This window comes from Amphritea pacifica (assembly GCF_016924145.1).
GTDB lineage: Bacteria > Pseudomonadota > Gammaproteobacteria > Pseudomonadales > Balneatricaceae > Amphritea > Amphritea pacifica.
This window is the reverse complement of sequence record NZ_JAFFZO010000004.1, coordinates 1-18,825: the sequence shown is the minus strand read 5'-3', so window position 1 is coordinate 18,825 and position 18,825 is coordinate 1. Positions and strand designations below refer to the sequence as shown.

General features: G+C 51.3%; 17 protein-coding genes. 1 reads left to right on the top strand and 16 read right to left on the bottom strand.

Annotated elements, in window-relative coordinates; genetic code table 11:
* Positions 1-35: 35 nt before the first annotated feature.
* The 5 genes from JW499_RS02695 to JW499_RS02675 all read right to left on the bottom strand — a co-directional run bounded on the left by JW499_RS02695 (position 36) and on the right by JW499_RS02675 (position 4,262).
* Entirely contained in the window at positions 36-341 is a 306-nt protein-coding gene (locus JW499_RS02695) for a chaperone modulator CbpM (RefSeq protein WP_205209139.1), read from the bottom strand.
* Positions 338-1,291, bottom strand: coding sequence for a curved DNA-binding protein (gene cbpA / locus JW499_RS02690; RefSeq protein ID WP_205209138.1), 954 nt, complete (start codon positions 1,289-1,291; stop codon positions 338-340). The genes JW499_RS02695 and cbpA overlap by 4 nt, the downstream gene beginning before the upstream one ends.
* 292 nt (positions 1,292-1,583) lie before the next feature.
* A complete protein-coding gene (locus JW499_RS02685) occupies positions 1,584-2,360 on the bottom strand; it encodes an ABC transporter ATP-binding protein (RefSeq protein WP_205209137.1) in 777 nt (258 codons plus the stop codon).
* Positions 2,347-3,114, bottom strand: coding sequence for an ABC transporter permease (locus JW499_RS02680; protein WP_205209136.1), 768 nt, complete (start codon positions 3,112-3,114; stop codon positions 2,347-2,349). Before JW499_RS02680 ends, JW499_RS02685 begins: the two co-directional genes overlap by 14 nt.
* Positions 3,111-4,262 carry an ABC transporter substrate-binding protein gene (locus JW499_RS02675; protein ID WP_205209135.1) on the bottom strand — a complete coding sequence of 384 codons (1,152 nt, stop codon included), beginning with the start codon at positions 4,260-4,262 and terminating at the stop codon, positions 3,111-3,113. The genes JW499_RS02680 and JW499_RS02675 overlap by 4 nt, the downstream gene beginning before the upstream one ends.
* A gap of 693 nt (positions 4,263-4,955) precedes the next feature.
* On the opposite strand from JW499_RS02675, the gene JW499_RS02670 reads away from it, so the two are divergent.
* Positions 4,956-6,161 carry a porin gene (locus JW499_RS02670; protein ID WP_205209134.1) on the top strand — a complete coding sequence of 402 codons (1,206 nt, stop codon included), beginning with the start codon at positions 4,956-4,958 and terminating at the stop codon, positions 6,159-6,161.
* 381 nt (positions 6,162-6,542) lie between these two features.
* Here JW499_RS02670 and JW499_RS02665 read toward each other — a convergent pair whose 3' ends face one another.
* The 11 genes from JW499_RS02665 to JW499_RS02615 form a co-directional block, all read right to left on the bottom strand.
* Entirely contained in the window at positions 6,543-8,123 is a 1,581-nt protein-coding gene (locus JW499_RS02665; protein WP_205209133.1) for a GMC family oxidoreductase, read from the bottom strand.
* Between the two features lie 14 nt (positions 8,124-8,137).
* Entirely contained in the window at positions 8,138-8,716 is a 579-nt protein-coding gene (locus JW499_RS02660) for a gluconate 2-dehydrogenase subunit 3 family protein (protein ID WP_232846202.1), read from the bottom strand.
* Positions 8,717-8,796: 80 nt separating this feature from the next.
* Complete coding sequence (locus tag JW499_RS02655) at positions 8,797-9,558, bottom strand: lipoate--protein ligase family protein (protein ID WP_205209132.1); 762 nt, start codon at positions 9,556-9,558, stop codon at positions 8,797-8,799.
* Positions 9,551-10,228: a 2-oxo acid dehydrogenase subunit E2 gene (locus JW499_RS02650; RefSeq protein WP_205209131.1), complete on the bottom strand. Its 678-nt coding sequence runs from the start codon at positions 10,226-10,228 to the stop codon at positions 9,551-9,553. Before JW499_RS02650 ends, JW499_RS02655 begins: the two co-directional genes overlap by 8 nt.
* Before the next feature lie 17 nt (positions 10,229-10,245).
* Positions 10,246-10,479 carry a biotin/lipoyl-containing protein gene (locus JW499_RS02645; RefSeq protein WP_205209130.1) on the bottom strand — a complete coding sequence of 78 codons (234 nt, stop codon included), beginning with the start codon at positions 10,477-10,479 and terminating at the stop codon, positions 10,246-10,248.
* Positions 10,480-10,482: 3 nt separating this feature from the next.
* On the bottom strand, positions 10,483-11,505 hold the full coding sequence (locus tag JW499_RS02640; RefSeq protein ID WP_205209129.1) for an alpha-ketoacid dehydrogenase subunit beta: 1,023 nt from the start codon (positions 11,503-11,505) through the stop codon (positions 10,483-10,485).
* Positions 11,506-11,546: 41 nt separating this feature from the next.
* Entirely contained in the window at positions 11,547-12,533 is a 987-nt protein-coding gene (locus JW499_RS02635) for a thiamine pyrophosphate-dependent dehydrogenase E1 component subunit alpha (protein ID WP_205209128.1), read from the bottom strand.
* Positions 12,534-12,914: 381 nt separating this feature from the next.
* Positions 12,915-14,261 (bottom strand): peptidoglycan DD-metalloendopeptidase family protein, encoded by a 1,347-nt coding sequence (locus tag JW499_RS02630; protein ID WP_232846201.1) that lies wholly within the window; start codon positions 14,259-14,261, stop codon positions 12,915-12,917.
* Between the two features lie 208 nt (positions 14,262-14,469).
* Positions 14,470-14,994: a gamma carbonic anhydrase family protein gene (locus tag JW499_RS02625; protein WP_205209127.1), complete on the bottom strand. Its 525-nt coding sequence runs from the start codon at positions 14,992-14,994 to the stop codon at positions 14,470-14,472.
* A gap of 84 nt (positions 14,995-15,078) precedes the next feature.
* Positions 15,079-16,155 (bottom strand): 4-hydroxyphenylpyruvate dioxygenase, encoded by a 1,077-nt coding sequence (gene hppD, locus JW499_RS02620; RefSeq protein ID WP_205209126.1) that lies wholly within the window; start codon positions 16,153-16,155, stop codon positions 15,079-15,081.
* A gap of 757 nt (positions 16,156-16,912) precedes the next feature.
* Positions 16,913-18,475, bottom strand: coding sequence for a methyl-accepting chemotaxis protein (locus tag JW499_RS02615; protein ID WP_205209125.1), 1,563 nt, complete (start codon positions 18,473-18,475; stop codon positions 16,913-16,915).
* Positions 18,476-18,825 lie beyond the last annotated feature (350 nt).

Below are 18,825 nucleotides of genomic sequence, written 5' to 3'. Positions count from 1 at the left end.
TAAACGCCCTGGTTGAGAACCCGCAGCACAATCGTTTATAAATCGACAAAGCGGCTCAGACGACTCTGCAGATAGCGATTCTGTTCGCGCAACTGCTCGACCTCATTCAGCAACTCTATTGCCAGGGCGATGCCCGCCCAGTTGACATCAAGATCACGATGCAGGCGCACAGCTTTCTTCGTCAGAACCAGCATCGCAGGACTAAACAGCCACTCACCGGGTGTATCGCCGACCGGCTCAACAATACCCTGCTCGATAATCTCAACCACAATACTTTCGGCCACACCGGTTTGCAGACAGAGTTCGGAAAAACTCAGGTAGGTTGCTTGCTGATCGCTCATGATGCATCACTCCACTCGGCACGGGGATTGAAAGGTGCAAGTTCCGCCAGCTGTTGCCAATGGCTCTTAACAGACTCACTGCCTGACGGAGGCATCACCACTTTCAACACCGCATAGAGATCCCCCTGATGCTGGCGCCCCGGCAACCCTTTACCCTTCACACGCAAACGCTGACCACTCTGACTGTTGGCTGGAATGGTCAGTTTAATCTCGCCCGACAGAGTCGGCATCGTTACCTTACAACCCAGCGCCGCCTCCCAGGGAGCCACCGGCACCGTAATAATCAGGTTGTGCCCCTCCACATCAAACAGCGGATGAGGCACCAGTCGAATACGCAGATAGAGATCACCATAGGCGCCGTTGCCAACACCCGGTGCGCCCTGTCCCTTCAGTCGAATACGCTCGCCATCGACCACTCCGGGAGGGATTTTAACATTGAGGGTTTTCTTAACCTCGCTGACACGCCCCTCATTATCATAATGGGGCAGATGGTAGGAGATCGTTTTAGAGCCTTTTGACAGAGTTTCCTCGAGAAAAACCGGCAGATCGGTTTCAATATCCTGACCTCGCTGACTAAATGGCTGGCGATGTTCAAAGCCTCGAGCCCCCGCACGCTCTTCCGTGCCAAAAATAGAGGAAAAAAAGTCAGAGAAATCCCGTTGCTGATATCCATCCCCGTCGCTTCTGGCTGATGATTGCCAGCCTGGCGGTGGGCGAAACTCCTGCTGCGCGCCTCCGTATAAACGCAGTTCATCATATTCAGCCCGTTTGGTTTTATCCTTCAGCACCTCGTAGGCTTCGCTAACCTCCTTGAACTGATTTTCCGCATCATGATGACTGCTGACATCCGGATGATACTTTCGCGCCAGTTTTCGATAGGCAACCTTGATCGCCTTACTATCCGCATCAGGATCAACGCCCAGAATTTTGTAATAGTCTTTGAATTCCATAATCTATCCGGTATCCCTTCAGGGTTATTAAGATAAGCGGAATTGGAACGCCTGTGCGATTACTATAGACCAAAACAAAGTTTGTTATGGACAAGGCCGGAGGAAATTGAAGAGAGCAGATGATTCAGGACACCTTTTAAGGTGATAAAGGACCGCCCCGGCTGAAACAGGTCAGCACCCAACCACAGGGCGCCGAAGGAGTGCTGCTGCGTTACCTGAAACCTCTGTTCATCATACGGCTGTACACCGGCAAACAGAATAACAATACCCAGAATCCAGACCTCCGCCTGGTTTATTTTCCCCCGGAGACTGACTTCAGCCCGGGACCCGAAAGAACCCCTTCTAACAAACCGGAATAGTCGCAGAGCAGATCGGTTTTCCAGCGCTGCAGTCTGCTATCGTCAGGTAAACGGGGGCGTGCTATAGCCACTGGCTGGTCGAGAATCACCATCCCCGGCGCGGCAGAGAGAAACAGAATCCGGTCCGCCAGCTGAATCGCTTCATTCAGATCGTGGGTTACAAAGATAACGGTGGGTTTCTGTTCCACCCATAGCTCGCTTAGCAGTGAACGCAGGTTATCCGCATTGGGGGCGTCCAGTGATACAAAGGGTTCATCCAGCAGCAACAGATCCGGTTCGGTCAGAAAAGCCCGGGCAATACTGACTCTGCGCTGCATCCCCCCCGACAGATGTTTCGGATAGAGAAGGGATTTTCCCTCCAGCCCAACCTTAGCCAATATCGCCCCAATGTCAGACTCATGTATGTCAGGCTTCACCAGACGCAGGTTGTCAGCCACCGTTAACCAGGGCATCAGTCTCGGCTGCTGAAAGATATAGCCAATCTTACAGCCGGGCTTACCCATCAGAGGCCTGCCGTTAAACTTAATCTCACCGGGAGCACTGCTTTGCAATGCCGCAATCATATTCAGCAGGGTTGTCTTACCCGCGCCCGAAGGCCCCACCAGGGCGACAAATTCACCCGCAGAGACGCTAAAGGACAGCGGCCCAAGCACTTTATCAGGACTGTTGGCATAAAACTTACTCTGGAGGGCAATATCAAGACTGACCATGGTATCCCCCCCGGGCGATGAAGCGATCCAGCGGACGCATAATCAGCCCCTCGATCACAAGGATAATGGCAGCAAATGCCAGGGTATAAGCCAGAATGCTGGAAATATCAAAGAACTGGAAATAGGTCCCCAGCTGAAAACCCACACCATCACTGCGCCCCAACAGTTCAACCACCAGCACTATTTTCCAGATCAGCGACAGACCCGAACGGGCTGAGGCCATGATGAAGGGGTAAAGCTGAGGCAGGTACACTTTAAAGAAATAACGCAGTGGAGAGACCTGAAAAACCTTCGCCACGTCCAGCAGATCCTGGTCAACCACCCGTGCTCCCTCGCGCACCATCACCACAACGGTGGGGATTTTATTAATCGCCACCGCCGCAATAGCCGCCGCTTCCACCAGACCAAACCAGACATAGCAGAGCATAATAGTAACCAGGGCCGGCACATTGAGGGCGATGACCAGAAGGGAATCGCCCGCTTGATTGAGACGGGGAAATGCCCCCATCATGATACCGATCAGCACCCCAAGCAGCATCGCAATGGTAAAACTGAGCAACACCCTCAGCAGGGTCACCAGCAGGTGATGCAACATATCCCCTGCAAACAGATGGGTGTGCAGACTGACAAACACTTGCTGCACACTGGGGAAATTACTGCTATCCAGCAGCAAAGCGGCCCCCTGCCAAACGAGTAACAGCGTTACGAGGGGCACCGCACCAAGCAGCAGACGCTTGATACCGGAAACGATCACGGTCCCTCCCTGTCATCCACCTGCTTCACCCCTGCGTCAGCAGTGGTTATCCAGAATAGTGCGCGATCCAGCTTATCGGCTCCCCCCGTCAACTCTGTCCCACCCTCGCGCAGCATAAAATCATAGAGATCTTCCAGCGCATCCAGCTCAGCTTTACCGAAATTCAACTGCACGCCTGAACGGTAGCCCTTTTTCAGGGCCATAAAAATCTGATCATCTTCCGCCCGGGTCAAATCACGTATACGCAGCCATTCATCATCGGACGTCAACAGGATATCCCTGGCTTCCCTCGACGCTTTTAAAAAGTTCCCCAGCAGCTCACTATGTTGCTGACGCCAGGGCTCTTCGAAAACCCAACCGAGCATGGGCACCTGATGACCGATACCTAACCCTCTGATCATCTCGTCAACTGAGATGACTGGCTTAAATCCCCGGGCTTCAAGTCTGGCGCAGTAGTGCCAGAAATTAAGACTCAATGGCAGCTTACCGTCATACATCAGCTTATTCAGCAAAGGCGGCGCAGCAAATACCGGCTCCACCACCTCTGACAGATTCTTTCCCAGCACCTGTTTGCTATAGGCCTGCAGCAGCAACCAGCTCTTATCAACCGAGCCTCCGGCAACCCCCAGGCGAACACCCTCAATATCCTTAACGGATGAAATAGGGCTCTGCGGCTGAGCATACAGTCCCCCGGTTGCGGCTGAGACAGGCGAAAAACCGAACATCCGCTGATTAAATCGCTGACGGTTCACCCATACCCAGTCGCTGTATATCAGATCAACCGCACCACTTTGCAATGCCACCGCACTGGCGTTTTTACCCGCCACAGGCGTCACGTCAAGGGAAAAATGGTACTTCTTATCGAGGCCATGGTGGCGTATAACATCCATCTCCCAGTTAACCGTGCCAAATTGCAACACAGCAACCCGAACCGATGGCAGGGCTTCCGCCAAAGCACCGGCGCAAGGCAGCAGGCCTGCAACAATCAGAGACAAAGCCACACCAACGGCTTTGCCCTTGTTAATCAATGCATCTCTGAGCAACACATTTTTGATTTGAGAAAATAAGCTCACTGAAGAAACAACAGAGATCACGATCTTCATAACAGCATTCCCTAATAACAGATCAAAGGGGCTCACTTTATTCACTGTGCCTCCCCCCTCACCATCAGTCACCCCGTGAGATAGAAAAGCCCGGCATATCGTTCAAAGCACCCTGAAGGAGAGGGGGTAAGGAGATATCAGTTACGCTATATCGGGCAATAACTTACTGAATAACAATACGTAAGCCACATATTCCACACAATTTACAGTCGTAAGTTCAGCAATAACAGTACCAAAATCATAAATTACTGATAATTGTACGAAATAACTAATTTAAAGCATCATTAGCGTTATTCAGGGTTATTTGTTGCATCAAACGGTTTCGGTTATATGCAACAGTTCATGTTTAAAAGCCAATACCCGGTAAGAATAGAATCAAAAACGCTCTCTCAAACAACCATTAAAACCTGATATATGATCTTCATATTCACCATGCCACACTATGACCCATAACCGTGAAACAGACTGTGGCACAATTTATACCCTCCCCCTGAATATTCCCGGATGAAAAATATACGCTTCGTTACCTGACATGCACACACACAGAACAACAGACATAACCCACTGAATTCAATAACATATTTATAAAACGAAGAGACACAACTGAGATTGGCATACTCCCTGCTGATTTACCTTCGGGCCAATGTTAAACCATTGTTTACTTTCTCCTTTTATCAGAAGAAAAAGTAAAAGCCCCGTTAATAAATCTAACAATAAATTCCGTTGGGGAGTAATTATATGAGCTTCAGAATACCATCCCGAAAAAAGACAGCGATAAGCAGCTCTGCTAAATCACTGACTGCCATGATTCTTCTTTCAGGCGCAGCAACACAGGCATCAGCCGATGTTCTGATTGGTGAAACCAGTCATACACAACTATCTATGTACGGCCTGCTGGATGCGGGCATTCTCTATCAGAATAAAGTCTCTGCGGACGGTGAAGAAAAAGTCGGACTGGAATCAAGCGGCCTGACCCCCACTATTCTGGGCTTTAAAGGATCCCGCGCTCTGGATAACGGGATGGATGCTTTTTTCAATCTTGAGGCACATTTCGATCTGGATACCGGTATGTTCCATAGTACCGGCGATGCATCGAAGGATAGTGATGATGGTAGTGGTACTGTTCTTTTCCGCCGACAAGCTAATCTGGGGGTCAGTGGCGACTGGGGGACTGTTATTATTGGTCGTCAGTATGGCCCGGGGCTGCTTGCCCACCTGGGTACAGAGCCCCGCGTATTCAAGGAGCAGTTCTCTAATGTATACGCCTGGGCCTATAGTCAATATTTCTCAAGCATAAATGCCTCCACCACCACCGATGGCCGTAATGCCAATAACGATGTTGGCATCTTCTTTAAAAACGCAGTGCAGTATCGCAACAGCATGAACGGTCTTGATTTTGGGGTTATGTACTCTTTCGGCGGTCAGGAGGGTTCACAAAAAGAGGGCGATGTGATTGCCATCGGTGCGGCCTTTAACACCGGGCCGGTAACACTGTCCGCTTCTTATCAGAATATGCGGGACCAGCAAACCGCCGAAGATATTATTAGCAGTTGGGGAATCGGCGCGGCCTATAACGCAGGTGATCTGGACTTTAAAACACATTACTTAACAACCGAAAACAATGATGCAAACGGCGCTCAGGTACTGGATCTTGAGTCGGTGAGCGCGGGGGTCGACTGGCAGTGGAATGAGAAAAACAGTGCAACCGTCGCTTATTACATCAATAAGGATAAAGCGCCAGGCAAGAGTGTAGAGACTAAATCACTGGTGCTGAGTAATGAATACACCATTGGTGAATCAACGATTGTTTACGCTCAGCTGGCCCATGTCGATGCAGATGAGATGGGAGTGATTTCACAGTATGCAACCTCAATCGTTGCCAGCCCGGCCCCTGCAGGCGAGACAACCACACTGGTTAACATTGGTTTTAACTTTGCTTTCTGATTAACCCTTCCCCTGAAAGCCCCTCGGAAGCAACGTCCCTGGGGCTTTTTTAATGTCAATAAAGCTTAACATCCCCACCACCAGCCATGCTGCCGTTTGGCGCCTTTTCTCTTTGTCCTCTTTGTCAGCGGTTTGTGCGACGCCAAGTAACCGGGCCAGATCTTAAGCCTGATACTCCCCCTCCCTAATCATTGATCACAACATCGCAAGCAGTCCCAGCATAACGAGTGCATCACACTGAGGGGGAGCATAACTGAGAGCCGCCATGCGTCTGAGTGCCGGGAATGAACGATACAAAACCGCATCAGCCCCGCCACAAACAAAAAAGGCACGCTCGAAAGCGTGCCAAAGAGTTACACCGAGTGAAACAGGTTAAAGCGGTCAGATCGCCTTTTTCTTCATCTGGTCAGCAATATAATCGGCCTGACGAATCGCCAGAGCCACAATCGTCAGAGTGGGGTTCTCAGTACCACTGGTGGTGAACTGACTACCATCAGAGACAAACAGGTTATCAATATCGTGCGCCTGCCCCCAGCGGTTAACCACACCATCTCTGGCATGTTCACTCATGCGGTTGGTGCCCATATTATGACTGGCAGGATAAGGTGGCAGATTATTAACCTTCAGCGCACCCACCGCATCGAACAGCTCTTTAGATCGGTCATAGGCATGGTTACGCATATGAGTGTCGTTGATATGGTCGGTTTTATAGACCACCGGCACCGGCAGACCGTACTGATCTTTCTCTGTCGGATGCAGGGTAATGTTGTTGGATTCAACAGGCATATCCTCACCACAGATCCAGAATCCCGCCATTTTGTCATAGTTAGCCAGAGAGTCCGCCAGCTCACGCCCCCAGCCACCTTTACCAGGATTGAGGAAGGCTGACATGAAGGGCAGCCCCAGATGCAGAATTTCCAGTTCATAACCCGCAACATGTCCGCGACTCGGATCATTATTCTTCCACTCGTGAACAATACCCGGCACCACCGTACTCTTATACATATGCACAGGCTTTTCGAACTCGGCATAGACGCCACCAGTAGTATGGGTCATATAGTTCTGACCTACCTGACCCGAAGAGTTCGCCAGACCATCCGGGAACATCGATGAAGCGGAGTTCAGCAACATCCGTGGAGATTCGATGGAGTTACCCGCGACAGCAACCACACGCGCTTTTTGCAGATGCTGATTGCCATCTTTATCCGCATAAAGGACACCGGTTACCTTGCCGGTTTTATCATGCTCGATCCGCAGTACCATGGATTGCGGACGCACCTCAGTTTTACCCGTAGCTTCCGCTTTAGGAATCTCAGTGTACATGGTTGACCACTTAGCACCGATGCGACAACCCTGCATACAGAAACCATTCACCTGGCAGGATGGACGCCCATCACGGGTCTCGGTATTAATGGCCAGGGTCGCCTGCTCGCACTTCGCACCGATACGGTTGGCTCCCTCTTTGACCACCTTATAGTGACTACTCTCGCCATGAAACGGCATGCCGGTGGCTTTGGTGCCACAGACCCCCATCTTCTTTTCCGCCTTTTCGTAGTAAGGCTCCATCTCTTTCAGCGTCACCGGCCAGTCAAGCACATTCGCGCCAGGCACGGTGCCGTTGGTGGTTTTCATCTTGAACTCATGTTCCTGAAAACGCATCGCAACACCCGCCCAGTGCATCGTCGCCCCCCCCACACCTTTTACAATCCAGGCAGGCAGGTTGGGGAAATCTTTTGCAATCCGGGCGGGGCCAACAACATAGCGTTTATCCAGCCAGGAGATCTTGCCGAACATTTTCCATTCATCGTTTTCAATATCGTCCATCTTGAAGCGTTTGCCCGCCTCTAGTACAACAGATCTGATACCTTTTTGTGCCAGTTCATTCGCCAATGTACCGCCACCCGCACCGGAACCAATAATGACCACCAGGCTGTCATCGTTTAAATCAAATTTAGTAGACATAGCTATTCCTCTCTTCAGATCCAGTCAATATCGTTGTAACCACGGTTGATGTAGCCGCCCTTTTCCCAGGCGGATCCACCATAACCAAAACGAGGCCATAGATCGGGGTTGTTATAGATGCCCATCATCAGGGCGCCTTTAATGTTCTGAAAGAAAGGAGACGACTCGATCTGTTTCAGCACAGATACCCGGTCTTTTTCAGATTTGATATCGATATAACTGACACCAAACTGCTGTGAAGCGATCTGGTCCAGAGATTTAGCACCGTCGGCCAGTTCCGATAATTTTTTATCATCGGTGGCAGCGGCCTGAATCATTGGCGTTAACACCTGAGTGTAATATTTATCTTCCAGGGTATCGTGAGGATAAATATCCCGCGCCATTTTCAACAGTGTAGTATTCGCTTTTTCACCAATTTTCTTAGCTGCGTAAGAGTCAGGTGCGAACAAGCCTCCGCCAAGAACAACAGCCGAAGCGGCGACAGCATAGGTACCCGTTTTAGACAGAAAGCGTCGGCGATTCATGCAAACTTCATCTGCCTTGCCTTTTTTGGCACTCGCAGACTGCAGTAAATCTTTTTTATTTTTATTCATAATAATCTCCAGGATTAATATTATTTTTTAAACTGAATAGTGACCAGACTAAACAGCTAAAAACGCCACGTTCGATTAACTTAAATATATTTATCGATATAACTATTAAGATATGCATCAAGCCCATCAAGGGATTTTAAAACAAAGCTTTCACCCGATTTATGCATTATCTGGGCAAGCGATATATGCTTACCTTCAACAATAAAGGGATTCAGTCGACACTTTTCATAAAACCGGTTGGAAATATTCCACATCGCGGGCAGATCGCCATCACATAAAATAACCGCGTGCATCAGCAGCGCCATATCCCGGTCATCGGTACGGGCCAAAGGGTTGGTGATCTTCTTCCAGCGCTGAGCGGTACCGGCGAGTTTCTGCCCGCCAACGACCACATTAAAATCACCATCACAGAAGGCTCCCTCGATAGAGGCGCACTCTCCCTGAATATCGTTGTCGGATAGCCACCCCAGAATCGCATTGCAGATCACCCGATAACTGTCACGAATGCTCATCTGACCTTTTTTGCACTTGATTGCCATCGTCAGATTGATGAAGCCCTCACTCTGCGGCGTCAGCTCTCCTCCGGTACTGCGAATCACCACCGGCCAGCCCTGCTCAGCACAATAGTCGCTGGCTGCCTGAAAATTACTACGATTAGTAGCACTTTTAGGCACAACCAGCGCCTGCTTACTGCGCCACAGGGCATAACCGCACTGCACCCGACCACTCAGCACCTGATCCAGAAGCGTCTGTTCAAGCTCAAGGCCTGCGGAAATTTCAACCGGCGTATTGCGTTTTATCTTAGCGATACGGCTGCGCCCGTTGATGGTCAGACTATTCACTTTCGATCTCCCGACAGAGATCAGTGAGAAAATCAGCCGCCGGACCGCCATCAACCCCGCGATGATCAAATGTCAGGGACAGGCCCATCATCCGTCTGGTTACAAACTGACCATCCTCGACAGCCACCTCCGTATAGGTTTCGCCTATCCCTAAAATGGCCAGTTGTGGCAGGTTGATAAGGGGCGTAAAAAACCGCACCCGGCTGCGACCGATATTGGTCAGGGTAAAGGTACCGCCCTTCATCTCCGAGACTGTTAACTGCCCATCTTTAGCCCGGTTAAGCAGCTCACGACGGGCAGTTGCACGCTCCTGAATATCTTTCTGATCAGCGGCAAATAACGCTGGCGCCATCAACTTGCCACCGGGTAAGCCGATGGCATAGCACAGATCGATATTGCGATAGATAGAGATCTCATTGTTTTCAATACGCCCGTTCAGCACCGGGTGCTTCGCCAGGACGTTGACAACGTAGTCAGCGAGCAGGTCTTCAACCGAGATGTTCATCCCCTGCTCTGCCATTTTCTCCTTACGCCGCCACATAGTATCGACGCAGCAAACGGCATGGTGAGTCAGCTGAGCAGCCTCATCAAGGCTGCGTCGCATATTGTTGGCAATCATGCCCCTCAAACCTTTGAGAGGCGTTACCCTGAGTGTATCTGAGGCGGTCATCTGTCTCTCCCGGTCTGCTAGCCGATAGTTGCCACGGTCTGGCCCTTTTCGACAATGTCATCCACATCATTGATGATCTTTAAGATTCCGGAAGCGGTTGCTTCCAGCTCATATTGAATCTTTTCAACCATCAGTTCTGCGATCACATCACCCTCGGCAACCTCACCGCCATCACTGGCCAGCCAGGAGGTGATAACCCCCTCAGAGTCTTCTTCCCACATATCGACGGGTACAATTACATCAGTTGTCATCTCTTAGTCTTCCTTCATTTTGTTAAAAGCTGCGATAATTTTTTCCGGGCTTGGTAGCGCCCACTGCTCCATAGGACGGGCAAACGGAATCGGAATGTCGGGATACGCCACTCGCTGAGGTGCCGCTTTCAAAGGAACGCCGGCCTCGACTACACTGGCGATAATCTCTGCGGTCATGCCGTAGCTGTGATAATCCTCATCCACTACAATCAGACGGCCGGTCTTCTTAACCGACTCAATCACCGTGTCACGGTCCAGCGGTGCCAGCGAACGCAGGTCAACCACTTCCGCACTGACACCCTGCTCTTCCAGAATCCGCGCAGCCTTCAGACCGAAGTGCACTCCGGAGGTGATCCCCACAATCGTGACATCAGTGCCTGGACGGGTGACCACGGCCTTCCCCAGTTCAACCTCATAGGCGGCTTCCGGCACATGCACGATGGCCTCTTTTTCAGTCCCCAGCCACCCCATTCCCTGCAGGGCCTTATGGAACATGAACACCACCGGGTTAGGATCACGAATCGCGGCAATCATCATCCCTTTGGCATCATAGGCATTGGAGGGCGCAACCACTTTCATACCCGGCAGATGGGCAAAGGTGGCATGGACACACTGAGAGTGCTGCCCACCATCGGAGTAACCACCACCGGTGGAGGTCATCAGCACCATCGGCACCGTGACATTACCGCCTGAAAAATAGGTATTCTTCGCCATCATGTTGTAGATTGCGTCGAAGCAAACACCGAAGAAGTCGACAAACATCAGCTCGACAACCGGCTTCATACCATCGGATGCAGCACCCACAGCAGCACCGATAAAAGCGGTTTCAGAGATCGGCGTATCGCGCACACGCTCACCGCCAAACTCTTCGTGCAGCCCCCGGGTATTGCCGAATACTCCACCTAACTCACCGATGTCTTCACCCATCACAAACACTTTGTCATCGGTGCGCATCTCCTGCGCAATCGCTTCTGCCATCGCCCGGGCGATCGTCAACTTGCGTTCTTTTTCTTTTACCTGAGTCATTTTTATATCTCCTGAATCCTGACCTGATTTCGCATTACCGGTTAGACAAATACTTTTTCCATCGCCTCTTCAGGCGCGGCGTATTCACTGTCACGGGCAAACTGTATCGCTGCGTCTACCGCTGCATGCGCTTCCTCGATCAGCGCAGCATCTGTGGCATCGGTCAGAATTCCCTCGTCCAGCAGACGTTGCTTCATAACCGGAATGGGATCGATCTTCTGCAGTGCCTCCTTTTCGCCAGCCGGACGATAGGTTTCACCATCCCCCATAAAGTGACCCGCCAGACGCGAGGTTTCGATCTCGATAAGCGTGGGGCCTTCTCCATTGCGGGCACGGGCAATCGCTTCACCGACTACATCAAAGATGGCAACCGGATCGTTCCCTGCGATAAATTCACCGGGCATACCATAGGCAACCGCCCGATCCGAGTTCCGATCAATCGCGGTACTGGCCCGCTTGGAAACAGAGATCCCCCAGGAGTTATCTTCGATAATAAAGATGACCGGCAACTTCCAGACACCTGCCATATTCAGCGCTTCGTGAAACGCGCCCTGGTTAGCAGCCCCCTCACCCAGATAGGCCACCGCGATTCCACTTTTCTTCTGCATGACCCGGGATAACGCAGCACCGACGGCTGGGCCAACACTCTGACCAATAATTCCTGAACAGGAGAAATTCACCTTGGGATCAAAAATATGCATATGCCCGCCACGGCCGCCGCTAAGGCCGGTCCTCTTACCGAAAATTTCAGCAGCCATCGCTTTAAGATCCACCCCTTTGGCAATCGCAACGTGATGGGGGCGGTGAGTAGAAGTGACCACATCTTCCGCGGTCAGATGCGCGCACACACCGACAGCGCAGGGTTCCTGACCATTAGACAGATGCATCTCACCGGGAATGGGGCCGTTGGCCATATTGAAGGCGGGGCTTTTACCCTCCATGTAGATCTTTTCAATCACCTCTTCAAAGAAGCGACTCACAAGCATGTGTTTGTACATCCATACCTGTTGTTCCTGACTCGGTTTCATATCATGCTCCACAGTATCAGTTGTTATATTTTTCTATATCACTGTCTGAGCAATGCCTGTGCCATAAAGACAACCACATGATTTATATACTGTTTTCCAATATAAACGGATTCTATGATTCACCACTGAACAATTATGTAGATCAGGGTGACGCACCCCGTGCGACACTCTGTTCCACCCTTTAAATTGAATAATGAGCGACCGGACAGTCCCATCAGTTTGTCTGCGACTATCAGAGCAGAGTCGCGATTAGAGAGCCCAGGGCATGAGTACCGAAGGGATACAGGACACAGATCTCAGGGTTGAGCGACACAACAGGCATAAAAAAGCCCGGCAGAATGGCCGGGCCTGATAAACGAGTCGCGGTAAACCGGGAGGTAACTACTGCTTTTTGACCAGTGCCAGTTGCTCTGCCATCAGGGACTTCAGCTCAGCGACCTGATGCTTGAAAGCATTACGCTTTTTACTGGCGATGGTCTGCACCACGGGGATCGGAGCGGTCATCGCATTCACCGGGCGACCATTCACACGCAGTTCGTAGTGCAGATGCGCCCCGGTCGAGCGGCCAGAATTACCAGATGCCGCGATCTTCTGTCCCCGGGAGACTTTCTGCCCTTTACGCACATAAGCCTTACTCAGATGCAAATAGCGGGTTGTATATTTCCGGTTGTGCTGAATCTCAATATACAGCCCCGCATAACGATGCTTAATCACCCGGGTGACCACGCCATCTCCGGCCGCCAGCACTGGCGTGCCGATCGGGACAGAAAAGTCAGTGCCGTTATGGGGCCGGATCAACCCGGTAATGGGGTGTTTGCGCTTAGGATTAAAGCCGGAGGAGATGCGATATCTGCGCTTCAGAGGGATCCGCTGAAACGCTTTTTCCAGACTTTCGCCATCGGCATCGAAATAGTTATCATCAAACAGAAAAGCCGATTGCTGTCGAATAGCACCATTGTAAACAAAGCCTTCGATGATACTGTTACCGGTATACTCACCATTCACATACTGGCGCGAAACCGCCAGTTGAAACCGGTCTCCTGCACGCAGATGACTTCTGAAATTCATCCGCTCTTTCAGCAGACTGGTCACCTGATACGCCTCAGCGATGCGCACTCCTGCGCGCTGCATCGAACGGGGCAGATCGCCCTGCACTTCGCCCGCAAAGACCTCCCGGCGATAGCCTCCTTTTTCGATAAACTCCTTATACTCGAACTCTCCCTTCTCCCCGCGATTAAACACTACCTTGTAGGTCAGCCCGGAACGGAAGATAAACTGCTTCAGGTCACCCTCAGTATCGAAATTAAACCCCAGTTGATGGCCGGGCTGAATAGTATCCAGCGCCAGCACGTTAAGGTCAGCTTCCATCAGCTTATACAGGGTTGTCTGAGAGATATGCAGCAGATCAAAAATCGTGCTCAGGGTATCCCCCTTCTGCACCACATAACTGACTTCGGGCTCAGGGTCTTTCACCTGAGCAGTGCTTTCGACTGATGCTTCGGCGTTATCTTCGGCATCGCTCTCCCCGAGATCAAGAGCGAGATTGCTTCTGAACTGGCCCGGAGCGACCGGCACCGCAGAGGTGTTATCCGCGACCATCAGTGAAACGATGAGAATCAGAGACGCGCACCCCAGTACAATCCGGTGTGGGGTTGGCAGATGACTCAGCAAAGTAATGGCTGTAGTAAAAAACGACCGGAGCCGTAAAGTGATATTCCCGATTTTCAAACGCTGCCACTCTGCCTAAATACTGATCAACTCTGATTCTTGCCCCCATGGCTGATGCTGTGACCACCGGCGGGGACGATTGTTCAGTGGATTATGCCTGAAGTGGGACAGAATTTCCTGTCTAAGCAGCTGGGGCAGGCTGTGATTTTCACACACGCGTTTCCCGGGCATAAGCCCGGCTGCCCCAGAGTGAGTCAAAAAACCGATGTCAGCCGATCTTTTTCAGCGCTGTTTTATACCGTGCCGCTTTATCGATATAGGTCTGCGTATTGGCACGAATACCGGTACACGCCTCATCAGACAGTGTTCTCACAACTTTCGCCGGGACCCCAAGAATCAGCGAATTATCCGGAAAAATTGCCGCCTCAGTGACCAGCGCACCCGCCCCCACCAGACAGTTTTTACCAATAACGGCACCATTGAGCACAACCGCCTGAATGCCGATAAGAGAGCCCTCTCCGACGCTGCAACCATGCAGCATCGCCTGATGGCCGATAGTGACATGCTCAGCCACCGTCAGTGGAAACCCGGGGTCGGTATGCAGTACAGCGCCGTCCTGAACATTACTACCGGCACCAATAGTGATCGGTTCACTGTCCCCCCGTAATACCGCTTGTGGCCATACAGAGGTGTTCTCCCTGAGAATGACCTCACCAATCAGTGTCGCCTCATCAGCAACGAAACAACTGTCATCGATCAGCGGGGTTTTACTCCCCAGTGCATAAACGGCCATATAGCTATCCTTTGTTATGGTTAATTCTGATTGCATCATCACAGAGCACGCCATCGGGGGGCTCTGTGATTTACAGCTGAGCACTTATTCCGGTTTTTCGATAACGCCCCGGTTCAGCTGATCCCGCTCAATCGACTCGAACAGGGCTTTAAAGTTACCTTCACCAAAACCATCATCCTTTTTACGCTGAATAAACTCAAAGAACACCGGCCCCAACTGACAGGTTGAAAAGATCTGCAACAGCAAACGGGGGCCATCATCGGTAGTACCATCCAGCAGAATCCCCCGGGACTTCAGCTCATCCACAGGTTCACCATGGCCCGGCAGACGCTCTTCCAGCATCTGATAATAAGTTTCAGGCGGCGCCGTCATCAGTTCGAGACCACCGGCACGTAACTGATCAACACTCTCCAGCAGATTGTCGGTGCGTAGCGCTATATGCTGAATGCCCTCACCGTTAAATGCCATCAGAAACTCTTCAATCTGTCCGCCACCTTTGGAGGCCTCCTCATTCAGCGGGATGCGGATCTTACCATCCGGGGCGGTCATCGCTTTCGAGGTCAGCCCGGTATATTCGCCTTTAATGTCGAAGTAGCGAATCTCCCGAAAATTAAACAGGGTTTCATAAAAATGGGCCCAGTGATTCATCCGGCCTTTATAAACATTGTGGGTCAGATGGTCGATCTCATAAAAGCCGTACCCCGGAGGATGACGATCAACGCCGTCGATAAAGTTAAAATCGATATCATAGATAGAGCTTCCATCTTCATAGCGGTCGATCAGATAGATCGGGGCACCGCCGATACCTTTAATCGCTGGCAAGCGCAGTTCCATCGGCCCGGTGGGAATCTCAATCGGTTGCGCACCTTTGTCCAGCACATACTGATAGGCCTGATGCGCGTTTTCCACCCGAAAGCCCATGCCCGCCGCCGAGTTGCCATGTTCCTGACCAAAATAAAACGCTTCACTGTGCGGTTCACGGTTAAGAATAAAATTGATCCCGCCCTGACGGTACAGCTCTACATTTTTAGAGCGATGGTGGGCCACCAGAGTAAACCCAAGCAACTCAAACACACGGGCGATGGCATCGGGCTGAGGCCCGGAAAACTCACAAAACTCAAAGCCTTTCAGGCCAACAGGATTTTCAAAAAGATCGGTCATTATTATTCTCCTGGCAGAGCAGCGCATACAGCAGTGCACGCAAAAGTGCTCTGAAATCAGTATTCAGTTGTTACAGACGGACCGGACGGTCCTTAACCTGATTCAATTCTGAGAAAAAGCAGGAGGCGGTATAGCGATACCACGGGTCGACCGGGACCAGTGCTGACCAATAAACAGCTGCCAGACCAGTGTGGGAACAAAGGCTTTACTGTCCACCGGTAACGACCTTACGACACAGCAATAGCGGGGCAGATGAACCGTTGTTAATAACCGGCGGACATATCCTCAGGGGCAAGGCAATCATGCACAGCAGCAAACTCACCACAACCATCTTCCCCATTCCAGCCAATTGAAATCCATCGACACATTTGCCGACAGCCTGATAGATATAGTTATAGCGTTAAGGCAAGCCCCTGTCGACCTCGGGCAGATAACAGAGAGGAAGTCAGGCTCGCTTAATTCAGCATAGTTCTGACAAACTAATGCCCGCTATTCAACATTTAAGCCCATAAGACCTCCCAACTGCTGACCTGACACGCCTTTTATTAAACCCGGGAGTTTGAAAACAGGCCCTTTCTGCCACAATGCGCCACGGATAAGCCTGTCAGCGGTAAATGTTAGGTTGGCCTGGTTCCCCCTGTACAGACCTGCGCAAGGGTCAGGTCAGGTCAGGTCAGGTCAGGTCAGGTAAAACAGATTGTGGGTGGCTGTCTGCAATACACAACGTAATCACCCATAATCCAGCGCGTTTATTCAGTTATTGATTGGCAATAATGATTTCCACCATATTGCTCTGTTGCTGTGCCAACCGGGCGGTCATGTTGTTCAACTGCAAGGTTTCCTGGGCCTGTTCTGCAGCGTCTGTCGCCGCATTACTGATCATATGGATCTGCTTATTCACCTCCTGGGTCGCAGTATTTTGTTGTTCGCTGGCGCTGGCGATCTGAATCGTCATACTGTTGATCAATTCGACAGCCTCAATAATGGATGTCAGGTTAGCCCCCCCTTCTTCAATCCGAATCACCGTCGTATTCGCCATCGACTGTACTTCCTGCATTGTTTTCGAAGTACCGCGGGTCGCTTCCTGCAACTCCTGAATAATAGTGCTGATCTCACTGGTGGATATCCGGGTGCGCTGTGCCAATGACCGGACCTCATCGGCGACCACCGCAAACCCCCGGCCATTTTCACCGGCACGGGCGGCTTCGATGGCGGCATTCAATGCCAGCAGGTTGGTCTTATCGGCTATATCGTGAATCACATCAACCACGGTATCGATCTGAGTGCTGCGTTGCTCAAGGCCCTTGAGGTTTTCACTAATCCGGTCGATCGCCTGATTCAGGGATTTAATCGCGGTAACCGCATTAATGATAATATCTTTGCCCTGACGGGCATTCTGCTGTGCCTGCTCTGACTGATCCCGGGCCCTGACCGTATTATTCGCAACATCACTGGTGGTGGCCGTCATCTGTTCGACAGCCGCGGCAATATGGACCAGCGCGGTCTGCTGCGACTGAATACTGCCACAGGTTGATGCCATCACCCGGGCGGAGCTTTGTGAGCTTTTTTCCACCTCGCCCGATGCATTCTGGATACGTCGCAGGATGGCATCCAGCTGGGAGAGCAGCATGCACTGCACTAACTCCAGCTGGCCAATATCATCGGTGGTGCCGGTATAGATCAGCTGTTTGACCGGGTGGCTGACAATCTGACGGCTGTTATGCACAAGCGTTTTAAACCGGCGGGTCAACCATTTACAACCGATAATGGCCAACAGAGCACTCGCACCGGCGGCAAGCACCGACGCCGCTGAAAGTGTGTGCCATAGCATCCAGCCCACGCTGGGCAGCAGACTGATCAGCATCACAAGGCAGAGACGATTATCCAGCTCTGGTTGTTTGCGCCTCAGGGCCTTGGGCATTTTCCCCTGCCGGCGCTGTTCATAAACATCTGCAGCGCGGGCAACAGTCTCTGCTACGGGCTTACGATAGATGCACTGATATTCGGTGATCTCACCCTTTTCAATGGTTGGAATAATGTAGGTGTCGAACCAGAGGTCCTGATCGTTGCGGCTGCGGTTGAGGATCATCCCCATCCACGGCATACCCTCCTGTATGGTTTCCCACAGCTGTTTAAACGGCCCGGCAGGCATCTCCGGGTGGCGCAGGATATTGATATTCTGCCCTATCAGTTCTGCCTTCGAATAACCGGTGACCCGGCAGAGATCATCGCTGACATAGCTGATAACCGCTGTCGGATCGGTCATCAGAACCAGTACATCATCCTGCTGAAACGCGTTGCTTCTCGTGTTGCTATTCATTGATATCCCATCACTGTCATCATTATTTTTATACCTCAGCCGGGCTTAAGAAGCAGAAAACGGGCCAGCTTGCGACAAGTGGTGAGCGGTGTACAAAGATAAACTCAAAGCCCCGTGGCGCGGGCACTGCCGCGGCCCAACGAAAACTGAACAGGAGCGTTGCTGATAACGACTTTGATTATTTGCTCAATAAGGGACTGATCAAAACATTAACTTCATGATTTATTAAACCGGTGGAAGTTTACATCTGATATAATGTACCCATGATTACAGATGCACGCAAGCTCAGCACAGAGCAACAAGAACTTTTACGCCAGCAAGCCATTAAACTCCGTGAGAAGGGCAAAACC